The following is a 25,346-nucleotide window of genomic DNA, read 5'->3' on the forward strand; positions in this document are numbered from 1 at the left end:
GGATGCAAAAATGATGATAAGAAATAATGCCACTCATAAAACATCGGTGTGGTTCTTTTGTGTTCTTTCTTCACCTGCGGCTCTCGCTGAAGATTATTTTGACCCCTCGGCATTAAACAGGAATCATCAGACTATTGTTGACTTATCCAAATTTAATAACGCGAGTCATCAACTGCCGGGCGATTACTGGGTAGATATCTATGTGAACAACGTGTTTTTTGCCAATCAAAAAGTGTCTTTCTATCATGCAGAAGGCATTTTGCAACCCCGCATCCATCGCAGCGATCTCGATTCTTGGGGCGTTCGCATGGATAAAATAAAAACAGTCAATGACAGTGAATTGGCGGCATCCCCCATTAATGAAATTATTCCTGGCAGCCAGGCGACATTTGATTTTAACAAACAAAGATTGGATTTAAATATCCCACAGGCATACATTGAAAATCATCCCAGAGACTGGGTTAACCCCTCACTTTGGGATGATGGCATCCGCGCCTTTTTGTTAGATTACAGTTTTAGTGGTACCGAGACGCGGAAAACGAAAAATAAAGATAATCAATACTTAAATTTGCGCAGCGGTTTCAACTATGATGCCTGGCGCTTTAGAAACTATGCCACCTACTCAAGCCAAAACAACGCCAAGTGGAAAAGTATTAACACCTATGCCGAGCGCAGCTTTAGGGACAGTAAAAACACGCTGACCATTGGCGATAGTTCAACATCCGGCGATGTTTTTGACAGTTTTCAATTTCGCGGAATGAAACTGGCAAGCGATCCGGGCATGTTGCCCGATAGCCAGAGAGGGTTTGCCCCGACGGTGAGAGGCATAGCGCAAAGCAATGCAGAGATCACTATAAAACAAAATGGCTATATGATTTATCAAACATATGTGCCTGCGGGGAGTTTTGAGATAACGGATATTTACCCTACCACTTCCAGCGGTGGGTTACAGGTGATCATCAAAGAAGCGGATGGCTCAGAAAGGAGTTTTTTTCAGCCTTTTTCCTCCGTTCCCATTATGCTCAGGGAGGACATGAAAAAAAATGAACTCACAATCGGAGAATATCGCTCTGCGCGAGACGATAGCCAAAATGCTAAGTTCCTACAGTCATCAGTAATTTATGGTCTTAAAGATGATAAAACGCTCTATGGCGGTGCCATTATTTCAGAAAAACACCAGGGAATCTCTTTCGGCCTTGGCAGCAGTCTGGGGCTGCTGGGTTCCCTCTCTGCAGATGTCACGCATAGCAAAAGCCGGTTGGCCACAGGGCAGGTTCGTAATGGGCAACAATATCGTATCCAGTATGCAAAAAATATTGAAACAACGGGTACCAACTTTACGCTGGCCGGCTATCAATACTCAACGTCAGGCTACTTAAGCTTTTCGCAACTAAACGATATGAATGCCAATCTTAAAAGAAAGTGGCTGACACGCGGCGTAAAAAGAAACAAGTTGGTTATCAACATTAATCAGCCCATACGAGACTTTGGCAGTTTATATATCAATGGTTACCAACAGAACTATTGGCACAGCGACGCCGTTGAACGAAACGTTCTAATGGGTTTCTCCACGAACCAATTTGGGGTTAGCTGCAATATTGGGTTCGGCTACAATAGCAGCCGCTATACGGACAGGCCCGACAAGATCGCCACGCTCAATGTTCAGATCCCACTGAACAAATGGCAATCAAACAGCTGGGTAAATTATACCTCAAGCAAGAGCAGCAAAGGAAAACTCAATCAACAACTGGGGTTAAGCGGAACCGCGCTGGAAAATAATCAGCTCAGTTATAACGTTTCTGCATCCCAAAGCAGCAATCGCCCCGGCAACGCTGGCAACAGCTCTGTTTATTATCGCAGCAGATATGGCGAAATTGGCGCCGGATACAGCTTTGATAAAGATATGCAGCGAATAAACTACAGTCTGCGAGGCGGCGCCGTGGCTCATCGCAACGGCATTACATTGTCCCAATCGCTGGGTGACACTATTGCTTTAGTTGAGGTGCCGAATGCACGCGATGTTGAAGTCATCAACAGTACCGGCGTAACGACCGATTGGCGAGGTTACGCCGTGGTGCCCTATATCAGCAGCTATCATAAGAATCGAATTAATTTAAATCCGCAATCCTTTGATGACTCTGTTGAAATAGAAAAAAATAGCCAAACTGTCATCCCGACGAAAGGTGCGATTGTTGTTGCCAACTTTGCCTCTCAAATCGGCAATCGCATTATTTTTAACGTTGCCCACCAGAGTACAACGATTCCTTTCGGCGCCGTTGCGACATTGCTTACCGACCGAGGAAAGACGGGCATCGTCGGCAATAACAACACGGTTTATATGAGCGGCATGCCCGACTCAGGAACAATAGGGTTGAGCTGGGGAGCAGAAAGAGGTTGCCAGGGTAATTACAATATTGCCCCTAACACCCCTGCCTCAAGAATTAAGCGTATTAACTTGCAGTGTGAATAAGACAAACACGATAAACCACTATCGCTTGCCATATTAAATTTTAGAACATGGTAGCCAGTAACAAGCAGACTGATAAATCATCTGCAAGAGAACATCGCCAAAGGACATCAGCATGACGACATCAAGGCAAATCACAGCCGCACAGATCGCCAAAACAGTAAGCATTCTGGTCTTATTATTTTCTTTTTCAGCCAAGGGAGACGGCGATTGCCGTGCAATATGGCACAATCCACTGCGCATCGAGCAATCCGGCATTACCGTCACGGCTGGCGCCAAAATAGGCGATCTTATCGGCCAGGGAGAATCTTACTTTTCAGTAAAATTACTGGAAAATAACACGGGATTCTCCTTGGGTGAGCGAGGCGACTTGGTTATGCAGCCCTTCTCCGACCTGACTGCGACAGACTTAAAGTACAATGGCATCACTGTCTATCAAACGAGTTGGAAGGGCGTCGGCATTGCCATGTCGCTTAATGACAAACCGGGCCTCATCGAGTTCTATGGTCCCCGCGAGACGCCTGTCGGCTATATCCTGGGCGCTAACTTTAAACATTATCTGATCAAGACAGGCGATATACAGCCTGGCACCATGCCCTCGTTTGCGCCTTTCTTTTTCAACTATGCCTGCTTAAGAGCCTCAAATGCCAGGAGATTGGGCCACGTTTATTATCCTGCCGTCAATATTGCCGTCGAGGGCTGTCGCCTGAACACCCCCTCGAAACAGGTTATTTTAGACAAGGTTAATCGGCGGGTATTTTCCGGTCCTGGCAGCGTGGCCGGGAATACTCCCTTCAACATCGCTCTGGAGTGCAATGCCAACACAAAAGTTGATTTGGAAATACGCGGGGAAACGGTTAATGGCCTTCATCAAGTCTTGGCGATTACCCCCTCCAAAGAGTCCGCCACCGGCGTGGGCCTACAGATTCTGCACAACGGCGTTCCCTTTGAACTGGGCTCCGCGGCCAACGTATTAAACGAAACATTAATAGGGATAAATGAAATCCCACTCAGTGCGCAATATTACCAAACTGAAGAGAAAATCACGCCGGGAGAAGTCAATGGCATCGCGCATTTCACCGTCTCATATCGCTGATTTTAGTATTGTTATGACGTGCCAAGACGAAACCGGACAGAATAGCGGCAACATCTAGCGAGGGTATCAAGGAAAAATTTTGCGTAAAAGTAGCGGACAAAGGCAGCTAAAAGGATATAAAGCAAAAAGCCGACCCTAAGGTCGGCTTTTCAAATGGTGGTGGAGCTAGACGGGATCGAACCGTCGACCTCTTGCATGCCATGCAAGCGCTCTCCCAGCTGAGCTATAGCCCCACAAAAGTGGTACGCGTTGACCGGCGTTACGGTATTCCCCAACCTCTCTGAGAAGAAGGTTGGTGGAGCTAGACGGGATCGAACCGTCGACCTCTTGCATGCCATGCAAGCGCTCTCCCAGCTGAGCTATAGCCCCGTTCCACAATCACTTTGTGCTGTGAACGGGGCGCATAATATGAAACCCGCTCAAAGCTGTCAACGGCTAAATTGAATTACTGAATCAAGCGTTGAAAAAGCCGCCAAATCAGCATCTTTGGCGCCAAAAAATCATCACTTTGCGCAGAGTTCATCCATTTTGCGCGCTACTTCTCAAAATGGCAAAAGACCCTGCATATCACGTTGATTTTTAATTAACGGAATGTTAGCGAAATGCGCTTGAGTCGGGCTCCCGAGCGGCATAGACTGCCCGCGCCATAAACTTTATTACTATAAACCGAGTCCGTCATGTCTTTGCATTCACCAAAAGAAATCGCCGCCCTCGCCGTTCAGGCCGGGGTAAACAAAAGCCGCGCCCCTCTCGCTAATCTGCTGATTCTGGGCTTTCTCGCCGGCGCCTTTATTGCCACCGGCTTCCTGCTGGATATTCACGTCATCGGCAACCTGCCGGCCGAATGGGGCTCTTTCGGCGCGCTGTTGGGCGCCGCGGTCTTCCCTATCGGTTTGATCCTGACCCTTCTGGCCGGCGGCGAACTGCTGACCGGCAACATGATGACCTTGCCAATGGCCTGGTTCGCCCGTGAAATTCCCGCCATCGCCGTGCTGCGCAACTGGTTTTGGGTCACCCTGGCCAACTTCGCCGGCAGCGTGGCCGTCGCCTACTTCTTCGGCCACCTGCTGGGCCTGACCGAAGGCGCGTTTTTACATAAGACGCTGGCGATCGCGCAGGCCAAAGTGGATGCGGACTTCCTGCATGCCTTCATTTCCGGCGTCGGCTGCAACTGGCTGGTATGCCTGGCGGTGTGGTTAGCCTTCGCCAGCAAAGATGTGCCGGGCAAAGTGATCGGCATGTGGTTCCCGGTCATGGCTTTTGTCGCCATCGGCTTCCAGCACGTGGTGGCGAATATGTTCATCATCCCGGCGGCCATCTTTGCCGGCGGCATGGGCTGGGAGCAGTATCTGCCTAATTTCGTCGCGGTATTTCTCGGCAATGCGCTGGGCGGCGCCGGCTTTGTCGGGTTGATGTATTTCCTCGCCTACCGTCCGGGTTTGCCGGCTAGCGAACAAGCCTGACAAAGCGCAATAAAAAAGCCCCGGGATCGCTCCACGGGGCTTTTTCTTTAAGGCGTATCAGCCTAATCAGGCTTGGGCTTCACGCTCGGCGATGTAAGCCAGCGCCATATCGATACGCTGCAGCGAACGCTTCTGGCCGATCGCATGCACGGTCACGTCCATGCCCGGCGACTGGCCGGCGCCGGTCACCGCGACACGCAGCGGCATGCCGACTTTACCCATGCCGACGCCCAGCTCATCCGCCGTGCCCTGAATGGCGTCGTGCACGTTTTCCGGCGTCCAGACGGTGATTGCGGCCAGCTTGGCGCGCACCGCTTCCAGCGGCTGACGCGCGACCGGACGCAGGTGCTTCTTGGCGGCGTCGGCGTCGAACTCGCTGAAGTCTGCGTAGAAGTAACGGCAAGACTCCGCCATCTCTTTCAGCGTCTTGCAGCGCTCGCCCAGCAGCTTGACGATGTCCTTCAGTTCCGGCCCGTTACGGGTTTCAATGCCCAGTTGCTCAACGTGCCATGCCAGATGCACCGCCACTTCTTCCGCCGGCATATGGTTGATGTAGTGGTGGTTCAGCCACTGCAGCTTCTCGGTGTTGAACGCGCTGGCGGATTTGTTGATCGCTTCCAGCGTGAAGAACTCTTTCATCTCGTCGATGGAGAAGATCTCCTGATCGCCGTGGGACCAGCCCAGACGCACCAGGTAGTTCAGCAGCGCCTGCGGCAGATAGCCGTCGTCGCGATACTGCATGACGCCCACCGCGCCGTGGCGCTTGGACAGCTTTTTACCGTCGTCGCCAAGGATCATCGACACGTGCGCGTATTCCGGCACCGGCGCGCCCAGCGCTTTGAGAATGTTGATCTGGCGCGGGGTGTTGTTGATGTGGTCTTCGCCACGGATAACGTGGGTGATTTCCATGTCCCAGTCATCGACAACGACGCAGAAGTTATAGGTTGGCGAACCGTCGGTGCGGCGGATGATCAGATCGTCCAGCTCCTGGTTGCTGAATTCGATCGGGCCGCGAATTTTGTCGTCGAAGATCACCGAGCCTTCCTGCGGGTTACGGAAGCGCACCACGTGCGGCTCGTCGTCGGTGTGGCTGCACTGGCTGTCGCGGCAGTGGCCGTCGTAACGCGGCTTCTCGCCGTTTTCCATCTGCTTCTCGCGCAGCGCTTCCAGGCGTTCCTTGGAGCAATAGCATTTATAGGCCGTGCCCTGCTCCAGCATTTCGTCGATGACCGCGTTGTAGCGATCGAAACGCTTGGTCTGGAAGTACGGGCCTTCATCCCAATCCAGATTCAACCAGTTCATGCCATCCATAATTGCGTCGATCGCGTCCTGGGTAGAGCGTTCCAGATCGGTATCTTCGATACGCAGAACGAACTCACCGCCCGCATGGCGGCTGAACAACCAGGAATAAAGTGCGGTACGCGCGCCGCCGACGTGGAGATAGCCGGTCGGGCTCGGTGCAAAACGGGTTTTGATTTTCATTGGGTTCACTGCCTTATTACGCAACGCGTGTCGGCGATGGCCGACGATTGCTCGGAATTGAAAAAAGAGTGGACGACATTGTATCACCACGCGCTAATTCCTCAACGCCGACACGATATTGCGCCGGTCGATTTCGCGCGTTTTGCGGCGAGTTTCGCATAGCGTTGCGCAAAGAATCGGCGCCGTTGGCGATAATTATCGCGCCCTGCCTAAATTTGCGGCGAACGATTGAAATCATTTTAAAAACCGTTGACTCACTTTGAACTATCCCTATAATGCGACTCCAACAAGACGGGGCGATTAGCTCAGTTGGTAGAGCATCTCCTTTACACGGAGGGGGTCGGCGGTTCGAGCCCGTCATCGCCCACCATCTTGTTGAGAAAAATGAGAACGAATGAGGGTGATTAGCTCAGTTGGTAGAGCATCTCCTTTACACGGAGGGGGTCGGCGGTTCGAGCCCGTCATCACCCACCATCATTCTCTCGTTTAGCAGTGCCTGGAAGTCCTGAAGTGGGTGATTAGCTCAGTTGGTAGAGCATCTCCTTTACACGGAGGGGGTCGGCGGTTCGAGCCCGTCATCACCCACCACTTCTGCGGGTCGTTAGCTCAGTTGGTAGAGCAGTTGACTTTTAATCAATTGGTCGCAGGTTCAAATCCCGCACGACCCACCAATTCAGAAAAAAGCGCCTTTTGGCGCTTTTTTCGTTTCTAAAGACCGTATTATACAGCCCTCTTTATCTCTCGTCAGTGAACGCTCATCCGCCATGGCCCTTTGTCAGATCAATTAAACCTGCAGCGGTAGGGCGAAAACCGCACCCGCAATAAAAACCGGTCAGATGGGGTTCGTAATCGACGTGCAGCCAGCTTGCTCCACGCATTTTTGCGATCGCTATCGCCGCTTGAACCAGCCCGGTCGCCACCCCCTGCCGTTGATAATGACGATGGACGCAGGTATCTAAAATAAACGCGTGCTTGCCACCGTCCCAAGCCACATTCACAAATCCAATCATCACATCTTCTGCGTAAGCGCCGATATGGGCCAAACTGCGGGATAATATCGCCGGCATGTCAGCCGGTAGCGGTTCTCCCCAAGCGGATAACCATAGCTCGTTCAACACAGGAAAAGCCGGATGAGGATCCGTTCGAAACTCAACATCCCGAACCATACGCCCCCTCTTAATCGATTAAGTCGAAACAGGAAACTTCTATCATCTCTCTATTATGGACAGGCCTCGTTAAAACCGCCTGCGGTTGCCTGGGAAACACGAGATACGAATGGTTATCATTTTGACGGCTTGAATGGTAAATTAGCGGGCAAACACTCCCCAGCGATCCGCACGCGGATTGATACGCCTTTGTGCAAGGAAAGAAAGAGCCCGCTCATGACCCTATCCTTACGTCAGCTGTTTATTGCATTCATCGCCACTTCCAGCCTGTTGCTCAGCGGCTGCGGCCCGGACGACAAGAGCGACGGGCAGAAACCGTCCGCCCCCGCTGCCGACAGCAGTTGGCCGCGCACCATCGATAGCGCTAAAGGGAAGTTCACGCTGGAAAAACCGCCGCAGCGCATCGTATCCACCAGCGTCACCATCACCGGCACGTTACTGGCTATCGACGCCCCGGTGGTCGCCAGCGCCGCCACCAGCCCAAATCCCCTGGTGGCCGATCAACAAGGCTTCTTTACCCAGTGGAGCGAAGTGGCCAAACAGCGCCACGTCGAACGGCTGTATCAGGTGGAACCCAATGCCGAAGCCGTTGCCGCCGCCGCGCCGGATTTGATCGTCGTCGCCGCGACCGGCGGTGATTCGGCGCTGAAACTGTACGATCAGCTGTCCGCCATTGCGCCGACGCTGGTGCTCGATTACGGCGACAAAAGCTGGCAACAGCTGGCCAGCGAGCTCGGTGAGATCACCGGTCACGAAGCCGGCGCCAAACAGGCGGAAGATCGTTTCGAGCAGCGCGTGGAACAAGTGAAGCAGGCGATTACCCTGCCGCCGCAGCCGACCACGCCGCTGGTGTATGCCGACAACGGCCGCGAAGCCATGCTGTGGACGCCGGGCTCCGCCCAAGGCAAGCTGCTGACCCAGCTCGGTTTCCAGCTGGCTACCCCGCCGGAAAGCGCCAAAGGCAACGCCAGCATGGGTAAACGCCATGACATCATCCAGATCTCCGGCGAAAAAATGGCCGAAGGCCTGAACGGCAAAACCCTGATCCTGTTCGCCACCAATGAGCGCAAAGTGCAAGAGGTGCTGGCCAACCCGTTCCTCAAACATCTGGAGCCGGTGGAACAGCGGCACGTCTACGCCGTCGGCAACGATACCTTCCGCCTCGATTACTACAGCGCCACTAACATGCTGAACCAAATCGAACGGCTGTTCAAAAAGCCCTGAATCACGCCGTCGGCAGGCCAGTCCCCTGCCGACGCTTTTCGCAAACGGGGCAACCATTCACATTCAATCAATTGAAATATCAATAGTTATTAACATCGTCCACGCGCCTTCGCCACCAACCGGCGGGTGCATGCGGGCGTAAACTCGTGTTACTATTGGCGCCCTTCACGAACGCAAATAACAATGAGAATAAAAATCATAAAGGAGTTACCGGTGTGAACGTACCCACTCCGACTGAGCGGACGCTTTCGTCCGCACCGCACGCAGCTTACGCCAGTGGCTTCAAACGCATCGCCGGGTTCGGTATCGGCTTGGCGTTGTTGTTGCTGTGCATCATTGCCAGCCTGATGCTGGGTTCCAAAGCCATCCCCTTCCATACCGTCTGGCTCAGCCTACAGGGCGCCGCGAGCGGCTCCGACAGCACCATCATTCTCAACGCCCGGGTGCCCCGTACGCTGGCGGGCATCTTGGCCGGCATGGCGCTCGGCGCCGCCGGCGCGCTGATTCAGGCGCTGACGCGCAATCCGCTGGCCGATCCCGGCGTGCTCGGCATCAACGCCGGCGCCAGCTTCGCCGTGGTCATCGGCATCATGTTTTTCGGCGCCGCCACCACCGAAAGCTATATGGCCTATGCCTTTGTCGGCGCCGCCGTCACCACCCTGCTGGTCTACCTGATAGGCACGCTGGCGGGCGGGCGCATCAACCCGGTGCGGCTGACGCTGGCCGGCGTGGCGATCGGCGCGGTGCTGGTCGGCATCACTACCGGGCTGTCGCTGATCGATCCGCAAACCTTCGACCAACTGCGCTTCTGGCAGGCCGGCACGCTGGATATCCGCACGCTGGCCACCCTGCCGGTGACCGCCCCCGCCATTTTGCTCGGCTGCCTGCTGACGCTGCTCATCGCCCGGCCGCTGAATACCATCGGCATGGGGGAAGATCTGGCTATCGCGCTCGGCGCGCGCGTAGTGCTGACTCAGGCGATCGCAGTGATCGCCATTACGCTGCTGTGCGGCGCGGCGACCGCCACCGTCGGCCCGATCAGTTTCATCGGCCTGATGGTGCCGCATATCGCCCGCTGGTGGGTCGGCCCCGACCAACGCTGGATCCTGCCCTACTCCATGCTGCTGGCGCCGATTTTACTGCTGTGCGCCGACGTGGTCGGCCGCTTGCTTGCGGCCGGTGAGCTGCGGGTTTCCATCGTGGCGGCCTTCATCGGCGCGCCGGTACTGATCTGGCTGGTGCGCCGCAAGAAAACGCTGGGGGGTCTGTAATGAGTCTGCCGCACACGCTGCATATCGGCCGCCCGGACGGCGTCATCAACGGGCGCCTGCCGCTGCGCCTGCTGCTGGTCAACCTTTCACTGTTGGCGCTGTGTCTGGCGATGGCCGTCGCCGCCCTGTGCTACGGCACGCTGCAACTTTCGCTGGAGCAGGTTTTTGCCGCGCTGACCGGCGAGGCGCCGAAAAACCTGGTCACCGTGGTCACCCAATGGCGCTTGCCGCGCATCGCCATGGCGCTGCTGTTAGGCGCCGCGCTCGGCATGAGCGGCGCCATCTTCCAGTCGATTATCCGCAACCCGCTCGGCAGCCCGGACGTGATTGGCTTTAACATGGGGGCTTACACCGGCGCGCTGATCGCCATCACCCTGTTCAACGGCGGCTATTACTACATCGCCGGCGGCGCGTTGGCCGGCGGCATTCTCGCCGCGCTGGCCATCTACCTGCTGGCCTGGCGGCAAGGCATCGCCGGCTTCCGGCTGATCATCGTCGGCATCGCCATCAGCGCGGTGCTGGTCTCCACCAATACCTGGCTGATCATCACCGCCTCGCTCGAGCGCGCCATGGACGCCGCCATGTGGCAGGCCGGCTCGCTCAACGGCATGACCTGGCAGAAAGCCCAGCCCGCCACGGCGTTCATCCTGCTGGCGGCCGCGGCCGCGCTGTTGATGGGCAAACGGCTGCAGCTGCTGGAAATGGGCGACGACACGGCGCGCGCGCTGGGCGTGAACGCCGAAGGCAGCCGGCTGTGGCTGATGCTGTTCGGCGTCACCCTCACCGCCGCCGTCACCGCCACCGCCGGGCCGATTTCCTTTATCGCGCTGGCGGCGCCGCAAATCGCCCGCCGCTTGGCCGGGCAATCCTCGGTCACCCTGACGTCCTCGGCGCTGATGGGCGCGGCGCTGCTGCTCGGCGCCGACGTGGTGTCCCAACATCTTTTCGCGCCGATCCAACTGCCGGTCGGGATCGTGACCGTCTGCATCGGCGGCCTGTACCTGATTTGGCTGCTCATCCGTGAGGCCCGCAGATAGATAATGAAGAGTGATAATGCCATGAGCCACCGCCTGCACGCCTCGCACCTGAAGCTGGGCTACGACAATAAAATCATCGCTAACGATCTGAGCGTGGCGATCCCCGACGGCGCCTTTACGGTGATCGTCGGGCCGAACGCCTGCGGCAAATCGACGCTGTTGCGCGCCCTGTGCCGCCTGCTGAAACCCAGCGCCGGCGAGGTGATGCTGGACGGCAAGAACATCAGCAGTTTCGCCACCAAGGCGCTGGCGCGCGAGCTTGGCCTGCTGCCGCAAACCTCGATCGCACCGGACAGCATCACCGTGGCGGACCTGGTGTCGCGCGGCCGCTATCCGCACCAGAGCCTGCTGAAACAGTGGACACAGGCCGACAAACAGGCGGTGGAAGCCGCCATGGCGGCCACCAACGTCAGCCAACTGGCGGATCGCAGCGTCGACGAGCTGTCCGGCGGGCAGCGTCAGCGCGTCTGGGTAGCGATGGCGTTGGCGCAGCAAACGCCGCTGCTGCTGCTGGATGAACCGACGACGTATCTGGACATCGCGCACCAGATCGAGCTGCTGGATCTGTTCCGCCAGCTCAACCGCGAGCGCGGTCAAACCCTGATCGCGGTGCTGCACGATCTCAACCACGCCTGCCGTTATGCCGATCACATCATCGCCATGCGCAACGGCAAGATCGTGGCGGAAGGGAAACCGGCGGAGATCATTACCGCCGAACTGGTGGAGCGGGTGTTCGGCATGCCGTGCATGATCATCGACGATCCGCTGTCCCACACGCCGCTGGTGATCCCGCGCGGCCGCTACCACTGCGACGCGCCGCAGGCATGAAAAAGGCCGGGTTACCCCGGCCTCTGGGTTATTTCTCCAGCGACACCTGTTTGAAGATGTGTTTGCCGAACGGGTCTATCTCGTAGCTTTTCACTTCCTTGCGCACCGGTTCGAAGATGGTCGAGTGCGCAATCATCAACGCCGGCATCTGATCGTGCATTATCACCTGCGCCTGCTGATACATCGCCACCCGTTTGGCGTGATCGTTCTCTTCGCGCGCCTGCAGGATCAGCTGGTCGAACGGTTTATAGCACCATTTCGCCGAGTTCGAACCGCCGAGCGAAGCGCAGGTGAACAGCGGCCCGAAGAAGTTGTCCGGATCGCCGTTGGCGGTGGTCCAGCCCATCAGCGCGGTCTGGTGTTCGCCGTTTTTAATCCGCTGTAAATACTCGCCCCACTCGAAGGTGACGATTTTGGCGCGCACGCCGATTTTAGCCCAATCGGCCTGGATCATCTCCGCCATCCGCTTGGCGTTGGGGTTATAGGGCCGCTGCACCGGCATCGCCCACAGATCGATGTCGAAGCCCTGCCCCAGCCCGGCCTCCTGCAACAGCTGCTTCGCCCGCTCCGGCGAATACGGGTAGTCTTCAAGCTGCGCGTTGCTGCCCCATTGAGCCGGCGGCAGCAGGTTCTTGGCCGGCTGACCGGCGCCGTGGAACACCGCGTCGATGATCGCCGGCTTGTTGACCGCCAGCGCCAACGCCTGGCGCACCTTAACGTTATCCAACGGTTTCTTCTGGGTGTTGAACGCCAGGAAACCGATATTCAAGCCGGATTTTTCCATTACCTGAATGTTGCCGTCCTGCCGCATGCGTGCCAGATCCGCCGGATTGGGGAACGGCATCACCTGGCATTCGTTCTTTTGCAGCTTGGCGTAACGCACCGCCGCATCCGGCGTGATCGAGAATACCAGCCGATCAAGCTTCGGCTTGCCTTCCCAGTAGCGGTCGAACGCCTTGTAGAGGATTTTCGCGTCCTTCTGGTACTGCACCAGCTGGAACGGCCCGGTGCCGATCGGATCGTTGTCCACCCGCTGCGGCGTGCCGGCCTTCAGCATCGCGTCGGCATATTCCGCCGATAAAATGGTGGCGAAATACATGCCCAGATCGGCGACGAACGGCGCCTCGGCGCGGGAGAGCTCAAAGCGCACGGTGTGCTCATCCACCTTGACGATCCGGTCAATCAGCGTGCCGAACTCCATCGACTCGAAGTTGGTGTAGGCGCCATTGGAGACCTTGTGATACGGGTTGTTGGCGTCCTTCTGGCGCATAAACGAGAAGATGACGTCATCGGCGTTGAAATCGCGGGTGGGCGTGAAATATTTATTGCTCTGGAATGCCACGCCCTTGCGCAGATGGAAGGTATAGCGCTTGCCGTCTTCGCTCACCTCCCAGCTTTCCGCCAAGCTGGGTTGCAGCTCGACGGTGCCGGGTTTGAAATCCACCAGCCGGTTGTAGATCGCCGCCGAACTGGCGTCTACCGTGGTGCCGGAGGTGAACAGCTGCGGGTTGAAGCCTTCCGGCGAGCCTTCGGAACAGTAGACCAGCGTATTGGCCCGCGCGCCGCCGGCAATCGCCAACGCCAGCAGCCCGATCGTTATTGCTTTTCTTTTCATTGCGCTATCCCCAGTGGTGAAAAAACAGCCGAACGGATAGCAATAAATCATGCAGTTAGCGATGTAAAGGACAAATTCCGCGCATAAAAACGGGCAGGCGCGCAAGCGGCCTGCCCCGGTGAAACGGCGCGAGGATGATGAAATTAAATCATCTGGCTGAAGTTCATCTGCGCCATCAGCTTATAGTTATCGGCGTAGTCGACCGGAATGGCCACCACCACCGGCCCCTGGATCTCCATCGCCTTGCGCAGCATCGGCCGCAGATCTTCCACCGACTGCACGGCGAAACCGACCGCGCCGCAGGATTCCGCGTAGGCCTTGAAGTCGATCGGCCCGAACTCCACGCCGGATTTGCGCTGGTATTTGTTCACTTCCTGCATTTCCACCATGTTGTAAGCGTTATCGACCCAGATCACGTGCACGATGTTGTTTTTCAGCCGCACCGCGGTCTCCAGCTCCATGCTCGACTGCATGAAGCCGCCGTCGCCGGAGATTGACACCACCTTATCGCCGGGGCGCACCAGCGCCGCGCCAATGGCCCACGGCAGCGCTACCCCCATGGTTTGCTGGCCGTTGGAGATCAACAGCTGGCGAGCGCGGAAGCTGTAAAGATAGCGGGCTATCCAGATGTGGAAACTGCCCATGTCCACGCACAGCGTCACGTCGTCGCTGACGATGTCCTGCAGCTCCTTGACGATGCGCAACGGATGGATCGGCATGCCGCCGCGGCGCGCGGCGCGTTCCGCCAATTCGGCGCGCTGGCGGCCGAGATCGGTCAGGATCAGTTCCACCTCCGCCGGGACGCAGACCGCCTCATTGAACGCTTCGGTCATCATGTTCAGCGTGGCGCTGATGTTGCCCACCAGCTCGACGTCCGGCCGATAGCAGGTATCGATGTCCGCCGGCAGCACGTCGATATGCACCAGCTTCAGCCGCCCGTGGCTGTTCCACATGCACGGATCGTATTCGATCGGATCGTAGCCGACGCTGACCACCAGATCGGCCTTTTGCAACAGCTGATCGGCCGGCTGGTTGTTGAACAGGCCGACGCGGCCGGCGAAGCGGGCAAAGTGATTGACGTCAATCACCCCCGCCGCCTGATAGGTGCCGACCACCGGCATATGGGTGCGGTACAGCAGATGGCGCACCGCCTCGCTGTTCTCCGGCCGGCTGGCCTGCAAGCCCAGCAGCAGCACCGGGCATTTGGCCTGGCGGATCAGTTTCACCGCCGCCTGAATGTCGTCCGCCGCCGCGGCCCCCATGCGCGGCAAGCGGCAGCCCGCCAGCACCGGCGCCGTGACCGGCTCATTGACGATATCCATCGGCAGGCTGACGAACGACGCCCCCGGCCGGCCGAACTCGGCGCGGCGGAAGGCGTTGGCGATCACCTCGGAAATCGCCGAACCGGCATGCACTTCGGCGCAGTACTTGGTCACCGGCCGGAACATGCTGACGGTATCCATGCTCTGGTGCGTCTGCTTCAGGCTGTCGGCGCGCTTCACCGCGCCGCCGAAGGCCACCACCGCATCCCCTTCCGAGGTGGCGGTGGCCAGCCCGGTGATCAGGTTGGAGCTGCCCGGCCCGGAGGTGACCAGCGCCACCCCCGCCTTGCCGGTCAGGCGGCCGACCGCCGCCGCCATAAAGGCCGCGTTGGCCTCATGGCGCACCACTACCGTTTCGATCGACGGCGCATCTTCCAGCGAATCGAACACCCGGTCGATCTTGGCGCCCGGAATGCCGAAAACGTGTTTGACGCCCTGCGCTTCCAGGTTTTTCACCACCAAGTCGGCGCCGCATTGCCAGTCATTGCCTGTTTTTTCCTGTGCCATGGTTCCACCTCCTAAGAAAACGATCGCCGGGATTAGCCCTCGGCGGAACGAATTGCGCGATCCAAATCCTCTGGACAGAGGTTGGCGCGCAAGAAATCCGCATCATGCGGCAACTGAAGATTGAGACGGGTGATGACGCCGAACTGCAGGCGGCCATGATCGAGCTGGTAATCCAGCACGTGGCCGCCGCCGCTGCGGTCGTCGGTAACGAAGTGTTCGTGATAGCCGGCCACGCCGATGCCCTGCATGTAATCGGGCGAGCGGAAGCCGACCAGCGTGCCGCGCCGCTGATGGAACGAGAAGGTCGGCTGCTCTTCTATCGCTTCCAGCATTGGGCGGTAAGGCCGTTCCTGACGCGGCACGGTGCGGGTTTCTACATGGCTGAACTCACCGTCGACCCGCACCGCGCAGAACAGGTTCGGCGAGGCGACCTGTTCATCGATGCATTGGTGCAGTTGCGCCTTGGTGATCGGCCGATCGAATTGCTGGCTGACGCTGGGCTGGAAAAAGGTGACGACGGCGAAAGGGGTTTTCTGTTGCAAACCGGCCGGGCGGGCGCTGCCGTCGGCGCGCAGCTGGTGTATTTCCTGATCGAACGCGATCAGTTCGCCATCCAGATGATTGAAGGTGCCGAGGCCGAAATCGCCGTGTTTCAGCAATTCGGCGATGGTGGTCTCCCCTTCATAAACCCCGTCGATGAGCGCGCTCATCAGCGAGATTTGATAGATTTCGCCCTCCCCGGCGTTGATCGACTGCCTGGCGAAACCCTGCGCCAAATGGCGCGCACAGGAACACCCGTGTTTTTCGTTCATGCTGACTCCTCCACCAGCGCGGAACTGCGGTTCCACGCGTTCAAAAGACCCGCCGACGGCGGGCCAAGATGTCCCTCAGGCGCGTTCATCAGTTGGAACGATTCAGCCTGAGGCGACAAAAAAACCGGCACGGCTGGCCGGCCGATATCCAGAAACAACAGGAAGATAAGTGAAAGTAAAGACTCACTAATCATTGAGGTTGAGTCGGATATCAAATTGAACGGTTAATCTGGTGTTGGAGCGACAATCAACGCCACAGGCGGCTGAGGCAGCCTGGGAAAAACATCTGTTATTTGGTGCTAAACGCCGCGAGGTTTATGCGTTTTTTCTCTATACGGCCGGGATGCGGCGACGCTGAAGCCCGTCGTCAACCCGCAATCAGAGTAGCCGCAGCATCGCCAACAGAGAAGCGGGTATTCATAAGAAACGCTTTTGCATATAATGCAAAAATGAATGACGCCCGCTATGTAGAACATCTGCCAATCTTTCTCGACGTGGCTCGCCTGGGCAGCTTTTCCGCCGCCGCACGCCAGCTGGGTATGGTGCCTTCTTCGCTGGTGCGCCATATCGATGCGCTGGAAAGCGCGCTCGGCGCGACGCTGTTCGTGCGCTCCACCCGCGGCCTGTTGCTGACCGACGCCGGCGAGCTGCTGCTGGCACGCGCCGCCGCGCTGATGACGGACATTACCGGCATTCGCGCCGAGTTGAACGCGCTGAACGAAACGCCGCAGGGCACGCTGCGCATCAGCTGCCTGCCGACCTTCGGCAAAACCTATGTGCTGCCGCTGCTGCCGACGCTGGCGGAACGTTACCCTCAGCTGTGGGTCGATCTCGATCTGACCGAACGCCAGACCGATCCGACCCAGGAACGGCTGGACGCCGCCATCCGCATCGGCGAGCAGAAGGACAGCGCGCTGTACGCCAGCCGCATCGCCACCCAACGCTGGGTGATGTGCGCCAGCCCCGGCTACGTCGCCCGCTATGGCCTGCCGAGCGATCTGGAAGCGCTGCCGCAGCACCGGCTGATCGCCCGCTACCACAAACAACAGCCGGCCTGCTGGGCGCAGATCCTCGACGCGGCGTTGATGAACCGCTGCACCATGGCGCTGCGTTGCGATGACTTCACCGCGCAGCGTCAGGCGGCGCTGCTCGGCCTCGGCATCGCCTTTCTGCCCAACTGGGTGGTGGGGCCGGACGTGCAGCATGGGCGGCTGGTGCAGATGCTGGAAGATCCGCGCCATGAACAGCAAGGCATCTATCTGCTGCGGCCGGTGGCGAAAGTGTCCGCCCGCCTGGCGGCCTTCACCGCCCTGCTGCAGCAAACCATCGGTCAACCGCCCAACTGGGCGTAAAGCGGGGTGACGCGGCCGCGCAGCGCCGGGTTGTCGCTCTCGTCTTTCAGTTCGACGCCGGTCAGCCCTCGCCGGCACGCCTGTTCGAGCAACCAGGCCAATTTGAACGCCGCCTGCGGATAATCCAGCCCCTCCGGCCGCACATTGGAGATGCAGTTGCGCTCTGAGTCCCTTCTGCGCGCGTTCGGCTCCCAGGTCAGATAAATCCCCAGGCTGTCCGGCGACGACAGCCCCGGCCGTTCGCCGATCAGCACCGCCACCGCCCGGGCCTGCAGGCACTCGCCGATCTCATCCCCCAGCGCCACTCGCGCCTGATGCGCCAACACCACCGGCGCGATCGCCAGCCCCAATGTATCGAGATAGGGCCGCAGCGCCTGCAGCAGCGGCAATGCCTGGCGGTGCACCGCCTTGGAGGAGAGGCCATCCGCCACCACCAGCAGCAGATCGGTCCGGCGCGGCGGCACGCCGAGCAGCAGGCGGCGGCTGTCCAGCGCCAATCGCCGCCCCAGATCCGGACGGCGCAGATAGGCGGCGCGGTCAACGGCCTGGCTGTGCACCGCCAGCGTGGGCCAACCGGCATCGTGCAGATCCGCCGCCAGCCGTTCGCTCTCGAATGGCTGATGCACCGCGTCGCGCGCCTGGGCATGGGCCAGGCCGAAGCGCAGCAGCTCGTCGGTCGGCAGACTGGCGCCGGTGCGCCCCAGCGCGATGCGCGCATCGGTAAAGGCGCGCAGCGCGTCCCAACTGTTGACGTGAACCGGTTTGCTCATGTCCGTTCTCCCTGTAGCGCCAGCAACAGCGGGTGATTGGCGGCGGCGTCGCGCAGCCGTCCGCGTTCATCGGTGATGTTCATCGCCGCCAGCCAGGCGGCGAACTCCGGCGCGTGCTTCAGCCCCAGCAGTTCACGGATATAGAGCGCGTCGTGGAACGAGGTGCTTTGGTAATTGAGCATGATGTCGTCCGCGCCCGGCACGCCGATCAGGAACGTCAGCCCGGCGGCGGCCAACAGCGTCAGCAGCGTGTCCATATCATCCTGATCGGCCTCGGCATGGTTGGTGTAACAGACATCGCAGCCCAGCGGCAGGCCGAGCAGCTTGCCGCAGAAGTGATCCTCCAGCCCGGCGCGGATAATTTGTTTGCCGTCATACAGGTATTCAGGGCCGATAAACCCCACCACGGTGTTGATCAGCAGCGGTGAGAAATGCCGCGCCACCGCATAGGCGCGCGCCTCGCAGGTCTGCTGATCGACGCCGTGATGCGCGTTAGCCGACAGGCAACTGCCCTGCCCGGTTTCGAAGTACATCACGTTATCGCCCAACGTGCCGCGCTTGAGGCTCAGCGCCGCCTGCTGCGCTTCCGCCAGCAGCGCCAGACTGATGCCGAAACCGCGATTGGCCGCTTCGGTACCGGCGATCGACTGAAACACCAGATCCACCGGCGCGCCGCGCTCCATCAGCCGCAGCGTGTTGGTCACGTGGGTCAGCACGCAGGATTGGGTGGGTATGGCGAAGCGCTGGATCACGTCGTCCAGCATGTAGTTGAGTTTTTCCAGCAGCGGCAGGCTGTCGCTGGCCGGATTGATGCCGACCACCGCGTCGCCGCTGCCGTACAGCAAACCGTCCAGCATGCTGGCGGCGATGCCTTGCAGGCTGTCGGTCGGGTGATTGGGCTGCAGCCGCACGCTGAGGTGGCCCGGCAGGCCAATCGTATTGCGAAAGCGCGTCACCACCCGGCATTTCTTCGCCACCAGGATCAGATCCTGATTGCGCATGATCTTGCTTACCGCCGCCGCCATCTCCGGCGTAATGCCGGCGGCCACCTGCGCCAGCATGGCGCTGTCCGCCTGCTCGCTCAGCAACCAGTCGCGAAAATCGCCGATCGTGAGGTGCGAGATGGGCTCAAAGGCGGCGGCGTCGTGGCTATCGATGATCAGGCGCGTCACCTCGTCCTGCTCGTACGGCACCAGCGGCTGCTGCAGGAAAGTCTTGAGCGGCACATCCGCCAGCGCGATGCGCGCCGCCATGCGCTCTTCGGCGCTTTCCGCCGCCACCTCCGCCAGATAATCGCCGGAACGCGCCGGCGAAGCTTTCGCCATCAGCTGGCGCAGGCCGCCGAAGCGATAGCCGCGTTGGCCCAACGTTGCCTGATACATAGCCCCCTCCCTTGCCCTGAGTGACGAGATAAAAGCCCTGCACCAAGTGTAGTCAGTGAAGCAAGAAAATTAATTTGCCTGCTATCGCCGCCATCGCGCATCCCCCCATTTCACCCGCCGCCGCTTCGGGTTACAGTAGCCGCGAAAACAGGAGGGGTGATGGATCCGCAACGGCAAATTATCGACTGGCTGCAACAAGATAGCGCGCGCATGGCCGCCCTGCGCACCGTGCGCTGGCTCGGCCTGAATGACTGGTGCCTCGGCGCCGGCTTTGTGCGCAACCTGGTGTGGGATCGGCGCCACGGCTATGCGGAGCCCACGCCGCTCAACGATATCGACGTGATCCACTTCGATGCGGAGCGGGCGGACGCCGAACGCGATCGCATGCTGGAGGCGCGGCTGCAGCAGTGGCTGCCGCAGCCGTGGTCGGTCAAGAACCAGGCGCGCATGCACCTGCGCAGCGGCCGCGCGCCCTACCGCAACAGCGAAGAGGCCATCAGCTTCTGGACCGAAGTGGAAACGGCGATCGGCGCACGCCTGAACGCCGACGACAGCATCACGCTGGTCGCCCCTTTCGGGCTCGCGGCGCTGTTCAACGACACCATTACCTTCAACGTGAAAAATGGCGATCGCACGGCCTATGCCCAGCGCGTGGTCGACAAAGGCTGGCTGCTGCGCTGGCCGCGTCTGCAGCAGGTAAAGATTTAGCCGCCGCTGCCGATACCCTGAACAGCGAGATCCAGACTCAGGGAGAGCAACCATGTCGACCACCATCACCATGATCGTACCGATCAAGAATACCGTCCCCGGCGTCAGCAACGTCTTCAGCGCGCCGGGCCATCAGGGCGAATTGCTGATGGCCAAACCGGTCAACAACCAGCCGCAAGGCGGCAAGATGGAGAAAAACGAACGCGCCAACGGCAATGACGAACCGGTTAACCTCAATGAAAGCCGCGCTTCGGCGCGCATCAAGGCGCTGAACCGGCAGATTCAGGCGCTGCAGCAAAAGCTGGTGGAACTGAAGGATTCCGACGCCGATCCCAAAGAGATCGAAAAGCAGAAACAGCTGATCGAAGCGCAGATCAAGATGTTGCAGGCCGAGATCGCGCGCATCCAGAAAGAAGAAATGGAAAAGCAGCAGCAGGAGCAAATGGAAAAAGCCGCGGCGAAATCCGGCGACGGCGTAAACCGCCCAACGCCGCTCAACGCGGTGGACGTCTATATCTGAGTCAATATGCCGCGTTTTCCCGCCGGCGCTGTTGCAGCAGCGCCGCCTGCTGACGCGCCACCTGCCAGATGGCCTCCGCCGCCGGCGTCAGTGAGCGGTTCTTGCGCCGCACCAGCATCAGCGCGCGGTTAATTTCCGGCACCAGCCGCCGCACCCGGAGCCGCCCCCCTTCCGGCAACGGCAGCGCCAACGCCGGGAAAATGCTGATGCCAATCCCCTCTGCCACCATCGGGAACAGCGTGGCCGGATGGCCGATTTCCTGCACCACCTGCGCCTCCACGCCCTGCTGTCTCAGCGCACTGTCGATCAGCGGTCGGCTGCCCGACGCATAATCCTGCAACACCAGGCGGCAACCGTTCAACGCCGACCAATGCACCGCCTGCTGCGCAGCGAACGGATGATCGTCGCGGCACAGCAACAGGAAAGGTTCGTGCAGCACCGCTTCGCACTCCAGATCCACCGCCTGTACCGGGTCGACCACGATGCCGAAATCCACCTCGGCGTTGCGCACGCTGTGCAGCACCTGCTGCTGCGCCTGATCGCGCAGCATGATGCGGATCTCCGGGTATTCACGCTCGCCGGCGGCGATGCACTGCGGCATCAGATGGGCGGAAATGGTTTGGCTCGTCGCCACCCGCACCGTGCCGCTGCGCTGTACGCCAAAGCTGCGCGCATCCAGCAAAGCGGCCTGCAGTTCATCCAGCAGCCGCTCGACCCGGTTGGCCAACCGCAGACCGGCGTCGGTCAACACCACTTCACGCGTGGTGCGATCCAGCAGCCGCACGCCGACCTCCGCTTCCAGCTCTTTCACGCTATGGCTGACCGCCGATTGCGTCAGGCCGATCGCCTCACCGGCGCGGCTGAAGCTGCCGTGGCGGGCGATGGCGACGAACACCCGCAGCTGTTTGAGTGAGTAATTCATGTGTTTTATTCATATATGAATTAAATAAATCAATTTAATTATTATATGTCCGCGCGGGAGAATAGCCCTATCGATTTTCGACCCTGAGCGCACCGCCATGAGATTTCTGCCCGATCGTTTTACCCTGACGCTGATCGCTACCGTGCTGCTGGCGTCGTTCCTGCCGGCGCGCGGCGAGTTCGTCGGCTGGCTCAACGCCCTGACCATCGCCGCCATCGCCCTGCTGTTCTTCATGCACGGCGCCAAGCTGTCGCGCGAGGCCATCCTGGCCGGCAGCAACAACTGGCGGCTGCATCTGTGGGTGATGTGCAGCACCTTCATCATTTTTCCGGCGCTGGGCGTGCTGTTTGCCTGGTGGGCGCCGATCGACGTCAGCCCCGAGCTGTACGCCGGTTTCATCTACCTGTGCATCCTGCCGGCCACCGTGCAATCGGCCATCGCCTTCACCTCGCTGGCGGGCGGCAACGTCGCGGCGGCGGTATGCAGCGCTTCCGCCTCCAGCCTGCTCGGGATCTTCGTGTCGCCACTGCTGGTCGGCCTGCTGATGAACGTGCACGGCGATACCGGCGGCCTGCGGCAGGTCGGTTCGATCGTGCTGCAGCTGCTGGTGCCGTTCGTCGCCGGTCACCTGCTGCGGCCGCTGATCGGCGGCTGGATCGAACGCCATCGGCCGCTTATCGGTAAAACCGATCAGACTTCAATTCTGCTGGTGGTGTACGCCGCCTTCAGCGAGGCGGTGACGCACGGCATCTGGCATCAGGTAGGGATGGGCTCACTGGCGTTTATCGTCGGTGGCAGCATCGTGCTGCTGGCGATCGTGCTGGTGGTGAACACTTACATGGCGCGCTGGCTGGGGTTCAGCAAAGCGGACGAGATCACCATCGTATTCTGCGGTTCGAAGAAGAGCCTGGCGAACGGCATTCCGATGGCCAATATCCTGTTCCCGGCGGCGACGGTGGGGATCATGGTGCTGCCGCTGATGGTGTTCCATCAGGTGCAGCTGATGACCTGTGCGGTATTGGCGAAAAGGTATCAGCGCAAGCAGCAGGCGCAACAGGCGGTGCCCAACGCGCAGGCGACGCGCGGGTAAAAAAAGACGGGCCGAAGCCCGTCAGTTCAGCTTTTCTTCAGCGGCTTGACCAGGTGGTCAAGCCCTTCGATTTTAATCGCCAGCGTCATCTCCATCAGCATGCCGAGCTTGCCTTTGGGGAATTCACCCTTGCGGGCGAACCACAGCAGGTACTCTTCGGGCAGATCGATCAGCACCCGCCCCTGGTACTTGCCGAACGGCATCACGGTATTGGCGATCTCCAGCAGGTTTTCTTTTTCCATCACTCACCCAGCAAGCGGATCATCTCCGCTTCGTCGATCACGGCGATACCCAGCTCCTGAGCCTTCGCCAGCTTGGAGCCGGCCGCCTCGCCGGCGATCACCAGATCGGTTTTCTTCGACACGCTGCCGCTGACCTTGGCGCCCAGCGCCGTCAGGCGATCTTTGGCCTCGTCGCGCGACAGCTGGCTCAGCGAGCCGGTCAGCACCACGGTTTTGCCGGCGAACGGGCTGTCTATCTCTTCCGCCGCCACCACCACCGGCGCCGGCCAGTGGATGCCGATCTCGGCGCCCACCAACTCGTTGATCACCTGCTGATTGAGCGCTTCATCGAGGAAGTTGCGCGTGTGTTTGGCCACCACTTCGCCGACGTCCGGCACCTCTTTCAGCGCCTCGATGTCGGCGGCGAACAGCTTCTCGAGCGATCCGAAATGCGCCGCCAGGTTGGCGGCGGTCGCTTCGCCGACCTCGCGAATGCCGAGCGCATACAGGAAGCGAGCGAAGGTGGTCTGCTTGGATTTCTCCAGCGCGTTGACCAGATTCTGCGCCGATTTCGGCCCCATCCGATCCAGGCCGGTCAGAATGCCGGCGGACAGCCGGAACAGGTCGGCCGGGTTCTTCACGTACTCCTTGTCCACCAGCTGCTCGATGATCTTGTCGCCCATGCCTTCAACGTCCAGCGCGCGGCGGGAAACGAAATGCTTCAACGCCTCTTTGCGCTGCGCGCCGCAGATAAGACCGCCGGTGCAACGCGCCACGGCCTCGCCTTCCACGCGCTCAACGTCGGAACCGCACACCGGGCAGTGCAGCGGGAACACCACTTCGCGCGCATCCTGCGGCCGACGGTCTTCCAGCACGCCCACCACCTGCGGGATCACGTCGCCGGCGCGGCGCACGATCACCGTATCGCCGATGCGCAGCCCCAACCGCTCAATTTCATCGGCGTTGTGCAAGGTGGCGTTGCTGACGGTCACCCCGGCCACGAGCACCGGCTCAAGACGCGCCACCGGCGTAATCGCGCCGGTGCGGCCAACCTGAAACTCCACTTCGCGCACCACGGTGATCTGCTCCTGCGCCGGGAATTTGAACGCCGTCGCCCAGCGCGGCGCACGCGCCACGAAGCCCAGCGTTTCCTGCAGATCGATGTCGTCAATCTTGATCACCACGCCGTCGATGTCGAAACCGAGCTGTGCGCGGTCCCGCTCGACCTGGCGATAGAACGCCAGCACTTCCTCGCTGCCGGTGCGGCGCTGGGCGCGATCGCTGACCGGCAGGCCCCAGGCCTTGAACTGCATCAGGCGTTCAAAGTGGCTGCGCGGCAGCTCGCCGCCTTCCAGCAGCCCGACGCCATAGCAGAAGAAGGTCAGCGGGCGTTTGGCGGTAATGCGCGGATCGAGCTGACGAAGCGAACCGGCGGCGGCGTTGCGCGGATTGGCGAACACCTTGCCGTCTTTGCGCCGCGCCTCTTCGTTCATCTGTTCAAACCCGGCCTGCGGCATGAACACTTCGCCGCGCACTTCCAGCCGGCGCGGGATGTTGTCGCCGGTCAGGCGCAGCGGGATGGCGCGAATGGTGCGCACGTTGGAGGTGATGTTCTCGCCGGTGGTGCCGTCGCCGCGCGTCGCCGCACGCACCAGCTCGCCGTCTTCGTACAGCAGGCTGACCGCCAGGCCGTCCAGCTTCAGCTCGCAGCAGAAGGTCAGCGGATCGCTGCTCTTGAGCCTGTCCTGCACGCGCTTGTAAAACGCCAGGAAGCTCTCTTCGTCGAACACGTTGTCCAGCGACAGCATCGGCACTTCGTGACGCACCTGGTCAAACGCCGCCAGCGGCGCCGCGCCCACGCGCTGGGTCGGCGAATCGGCGGTGATCAGCTCCGGATGCGCGCTCTCGAGCTCGCGCAGCTCGCGCATCAGGCGGTCATATTCCGCATCCGGCACTTCGGGCGCATCCAGCACATGATACTGGTATTCATGATGGCGCAATGTGGCTCGTAGTTGATTGATTTGTTGGATTATCGATTCCATGGCTCACCATCAAAGATAAAAAACCCCCGGCTAGCGGGGGCTTTGTTGT

Annotated in this window: 21 protein-coding genes and 6 tRNA genes; 15 read left to right on the forward strand and 12 right to left on the reverse strand. The window is 59.6% G+C overall.

Annotation, left to right across the window (positions count from 1 at the left end; genetic code table 11):
* Positions 1–10: 10 nt before the first annotated feature.
* Both ACORQT_RS17835 and ACORQT_RS17840 read left to right on the forward strand, forming a co-directional pair.
* On the forward strand, positions 11–2,470 hold the full coding sequence (locus ACORQT_RS17835) for a fimbria/pilus outer membrane usher protein (RefSeq protein WP_164057517.1): 2,460 nt from the start codon (positions 11–13) through the stop codon (positions 2,468–2,470).
* A gap of 112 nt (positions 2,471–2,582) precedes the next feature.
* Positions 2,583–3,563, forward strand: a complete 981-nt coding sequence (locus ACORQT_RS17840; RefSeq protein ID WP_042785143.1) for a fimbrial protein — start codon at positions 2,583–2,585, stop codon at positions 3,561–3,563.
* Positions 3,564–3,720: 157 nt separating this feature from the next.
* On the opposite strand, the gene ACORQT_RS17845 is transcribed toward ACORQT_RS17840, so the two are convergent.
* Positions 3,721–3,796 (reverse strand) — tRNA-Ala (locus ACORQT_RS17845).
* 60 nt (positions 3,797–3,856) lie between these two features.
* Positions 3,857–3,932 (reverse strand) — tRNA-Ala (locus ACORQT_RS17850).
* A gap of 308 nt (positions 3,933–4,240) precedes the next feature.
* Between ACORQT_RS17850 and ACORQT_RS17855 the strand changes: the two genes are divergently transcribed.
* On the forward strand, positions 4,241–5,026 hold the full coding sequence (locus tag ACORQT_RS17855; protein WP_164057518.1) for a formate/nitrite transporter family protein: 786 nt from the start codon (positions 4,241–4,243) through the stop codon (positions 5,024–5,026).
* Positions 5,027–5,092: 66 nt separating this feature from the next.
* On the opposite strand, the gene gltX is transcribed toward ACORQT_RS17855, so the two are convergent.
* Positions 5,093–6,508, reverse strand: a complete 1,416-nt coding sequence (gene gltX, locus ACORQT_RS17860) for a glutamate--tRNA ligase (protein ID WP_016926803.1) — start codon at positions 6,506–6,508, stop codon at positions 5,093–5,095.
* A 294-nt stretch (positions 6,509–6,802) separates the two neighbouring features.
* On the opposite strand from gltX, the gene ACORQT_RS17865 reads away from it, so the two are divergent.
* The 4 genes from ACORQT_RS17865 (at position 6,803) to ACORQT_RS17880 (ending at position 7,179) form a co-directional block, all read left to right on the forward strand.
* Positions 6,803–6,878: transfer RNA gene (locus ACORQT_RS17865), tRNA-Val, on the forward strand.
* Between the two features lie 28 nt (positions 6,879–6,906).
* A tRNA-Val gene (locus tag ACORQT_RS17870) sits at positions 6,907–6,982 on the forward strand.
* A 38-nt stretch (positions 6,983–7,020) separates the two neighbouring features.
* Positions 7,021–7,096 (forward strand) — tRNA-Val (locus ACORQT_RS17875).
* A 7-nt stretch (positions 7,097–7,103) separates the two neighbouring features.
* Positions 7,104–7,179: transfer RNA gene (locus ACORQT_RS17880), tRNA-Lys, on the forward strand.
* Positions 7,180–7,263: 84 nt separating this feature from the next.
* On the opposite strand, the gene ACORQT_RS17885 is transcribed toward ACORQT_RS17880, so the two are convergent.
* The gene (locus ACORQT_RS17885) at positions 7,264–7,674 is read right to left on the reverse strand and encodes a GNAT family N-acetyltransferase (protein WP_071883572.1); all 411 of its coding nucleotides are present in this window, start codon (positions 7,672–7,674) and stop codon (positions 7,264–7,266) included.
* Positions 7,675–7,890: 216 nt separating this feature from the next.
* Between ACORQT_RS17885 and fepB the strand changes: the two genes are divergently transcribed.
* From fepB to ACORQT_RS17905, 4 genes are all read left to right on the forward strand, one after another.
* Positions 7,891–8,898: a Fe2+-enterobactin ABC transporter substrate-binding protein gene (gene fepB / locus ACORQT_RS17890; RefSeq protein WP_042785145.1), complete on the forward strand. Its 1,008-nt coding sequence runs from the start codon at positions 7,891–7,893 to the stop codon at positions 8,896–8,898.
* A 215-nt stretch (positions 8,899–9,113) separates the two neighbouring features.
* Positions 9,114–10,169, forward strand: a complete 1,056-nt coding sequence (fepD, locus tag ACORQT_RS17895) for a Fe(3+)-siderophore ABC transporter permease (protein ID WP_046896261.1) — start codon at positions 9,114–9,116, stop codon at positions 10,167–10,169.
* Complete coding sequence (gene fepG, locus ACORQT_RS17900; protein WP_033652548.1) at positions 10,169–11,206, forward strand: iron-enterobactin ABC transporter permease; 1,038 nt, start codon at positions 10,169–10,171, stop codon at positions 11,204–11,206. The genes fepD and fepG overlap by 1 nt, the downstream gene beginning before the upstream one ends.
* A gap of 21 nt (positions 11,207–11,227) precedes the next feature.
* Positions 11,228–12,034 carry an ABC transporter ATP-binding protein gene (locus tag ACORQT_RS17905; RefSeq protein ID WP_164057294.1) on the forward strand — a complete coding sequence of 269 codons (807 nt, stop codon included), beginning with the start codon at positions 11,228–11,230 and terminating at the stop codon, positions 12,032–12,034.
* A gap of 28 nt (positions 12,035–12,062) precedes the next feature.
* Here ACORQT_RS17905 and ACORQT_RS17910 read toward each other — a convergent pair whose 3' ends face one another.
* The 3 genes from ACORQT_RS17910 to budA all read right to left on the reverse strand — a co-directional run bounded on the left by ACORQT_RS17910 (position 12,063) and on the right by budA (position 16,290).
* Complete coding sequence (locus ACORQT_RS17910) at positions 12,063–13,649, reverse strand: ABC transporter substrate-binding protein (protein WP_164057248.1); 1,587 nt, start codon at positions 13,647–13,649, stop codon at positions 12,063–12,065.
* 143 nt (positions 13,650–13,792) lie between these two features.
* Entirely contained in the window at positions 13,793–15,478 is a 1,686-nt protein-coding gene (gene alsS / locus ACORQT_RS17915) for an acetolactate synthase AlsS (RefSeq protein ID WP_033643950.1), read from the reverse strand.
* A 32-nt stretch (positions 15,479–15,510) separates the two neighbouring features.
* Positions 15,511–16,290, reverse strand: coding sequence for an acetolactate decarboxylase (gene budA, locus ACORQT_RS17920; protein WP_033643951.1), 780 nt, complete (start codon positions 16,288–16,290; stop codon positions 15,511–15,513).
* Between the two features lie 449 nt (positions 16,291–16,739).
* Between budA and ACORQT_RS17925 the strand changes: the two genes are divergently transcribed.
* Entirely contained in the window at positions 16,740–17,642 is a 903-nt protein-coding gene (locus ACORQT_RS17925) for a LysR family transcriptional regulator (protein WP_033652550.1), read from the forward strand.
* Here the strand turns inward: ACORQT_RS17925 and eutC are convergent.
* Positions 17,621–18,412 carry an ethanolamine ammonia-lyase subunit EutC gene (gene eutC, locus ACORQT_RS17930; protein ID WP_047025269.1) on the reverse strand — a complete coding sequence of 264 codons (792 nt, stop codon included), beginning with the start codon at positions 18,410–18,412 and terminating at the stop codon, positions 17,621–17,623. The genes ACORQT_RS17925 and eutC overlap by 22 nt on opposite strands.
* Positions 18,409–19,794, reverse strand: a complete 1,386-nt coding sequence (locus ACORQT_RS17935; RefSeq protein WP_042785150.1) for an ethanolamine ammonia-lyase subunit EutB — start codon at positions 19,792–19,794, stop codon at positions 18,409–18,411. The genes eutC and ACORQT_RS17935 overlap by 4 nt, the downstream gene beginning before the upstream one ends.
* 159 nt (positions 19,795–19,953) lie before the next feature.
* Here ACORQT_RS17935 and ACORQT_RS17940 point away from each other — a divergent pair, with 159 nt between their 5' ends.
* Together ACORQT_RS17940 and ACORQT_RS17945 are read left to right on the forward strand one after the other, a co-directional pair.
* Positions 19,954–20,502: a nucleotidyltransferase family protein gene (locus ACORQT_RS17940; RefSeq protein ID WP_164057250.1), complete on the forward strand. Its 549-nt coding sequence runs from the start codon at positions 19,954–19,956 to the stop codon at positions 20,500–20,502.
* 52 nt (positions 20,503–20,554) lie between these two features.
* Entirely contained in the window at positions 20,555–21,022 is a 468-nt protein-coding gene (locus tag ACORQT_RS17945) for a FlxA-like family protein (protein ID WP_021505617.1), read from the forward strand.
* 1 nt (position 21,023) lies between these two features.
* Here the strand turns inward: ACORQT_RS17945 and ACORQT_RS17950 are convergent, their stop codons facing one another.
* Positions 21,024–21,944, reverse strand: a complete 921-nt coding sequence (locus tag ACORQT_RS17950) for a LysR family transcriptional regulator (RefSeq protein WP_164057251.1) — start codon at positions 21,942–21,944, stop codon at positions 21,024–21,026.
* A gap of 97 nt (positions 21,945–22,041) precedes the next feature.
* Between ACORQT_RS17950 and ACORQT_RS17955 the strand changes: the two genes are divergently transcribed.
* Entirely contained in the window at positions 22,042–23,034 is a 993-nt protein-coding gene (locus ACORQT_RS17955) for a bile acid:sodium symporter family protein (RefSeq protein ID WP_033652554.1), read from the forward strand.
* 26 nt (positions 23,035–23,060) lie between these two features.
* Here the strand turns inward: ACORQT_RS17955 and ACORQT_RS17960 are convergent, their stop codons facing one another.
* Together ACORQT_RS17960 and ligA are read right to left on the reverse strand one after the other, a co-directional pair.
* Positions 23,061–23,276, reverse strand: coding sequence for a DUF3820 family protein (locus tag ACORQT_RS17960; protein ID WP_004936441.1), 216 nt, complete (start codon positions 23,274–23,276; stop codon positions 23,061–23,063).
* A complete protein-coding gene (gene ligA, locus ACORQT_RS17965; RefSeq protein WP_033643959.1) occupies positions 23,276–25,297 on the reverse strand; it encodes an NAD-dependent DNA ligase LigA in 2,022 nt (673 codons plus the stop codon). Before ligA ends, ACORQT_RS17960 begins: the two co-directional genes overlap by 1 nt.
* Between the last annotated feature and the right edge of the window lie 49 nt (positions 25,298–25,346).

The organism is Serratia sp. (in: enterobacteria), assembly GCF_052400455.1.
In the GTDB taxonomy this organism is placed as follows: domain Bacteria; phylum Pseudomonadota; class Gammaproteobacteria; order Enterobacterales; family Enterobacteriaceae; genus Serratia; species Serratia ureilytica.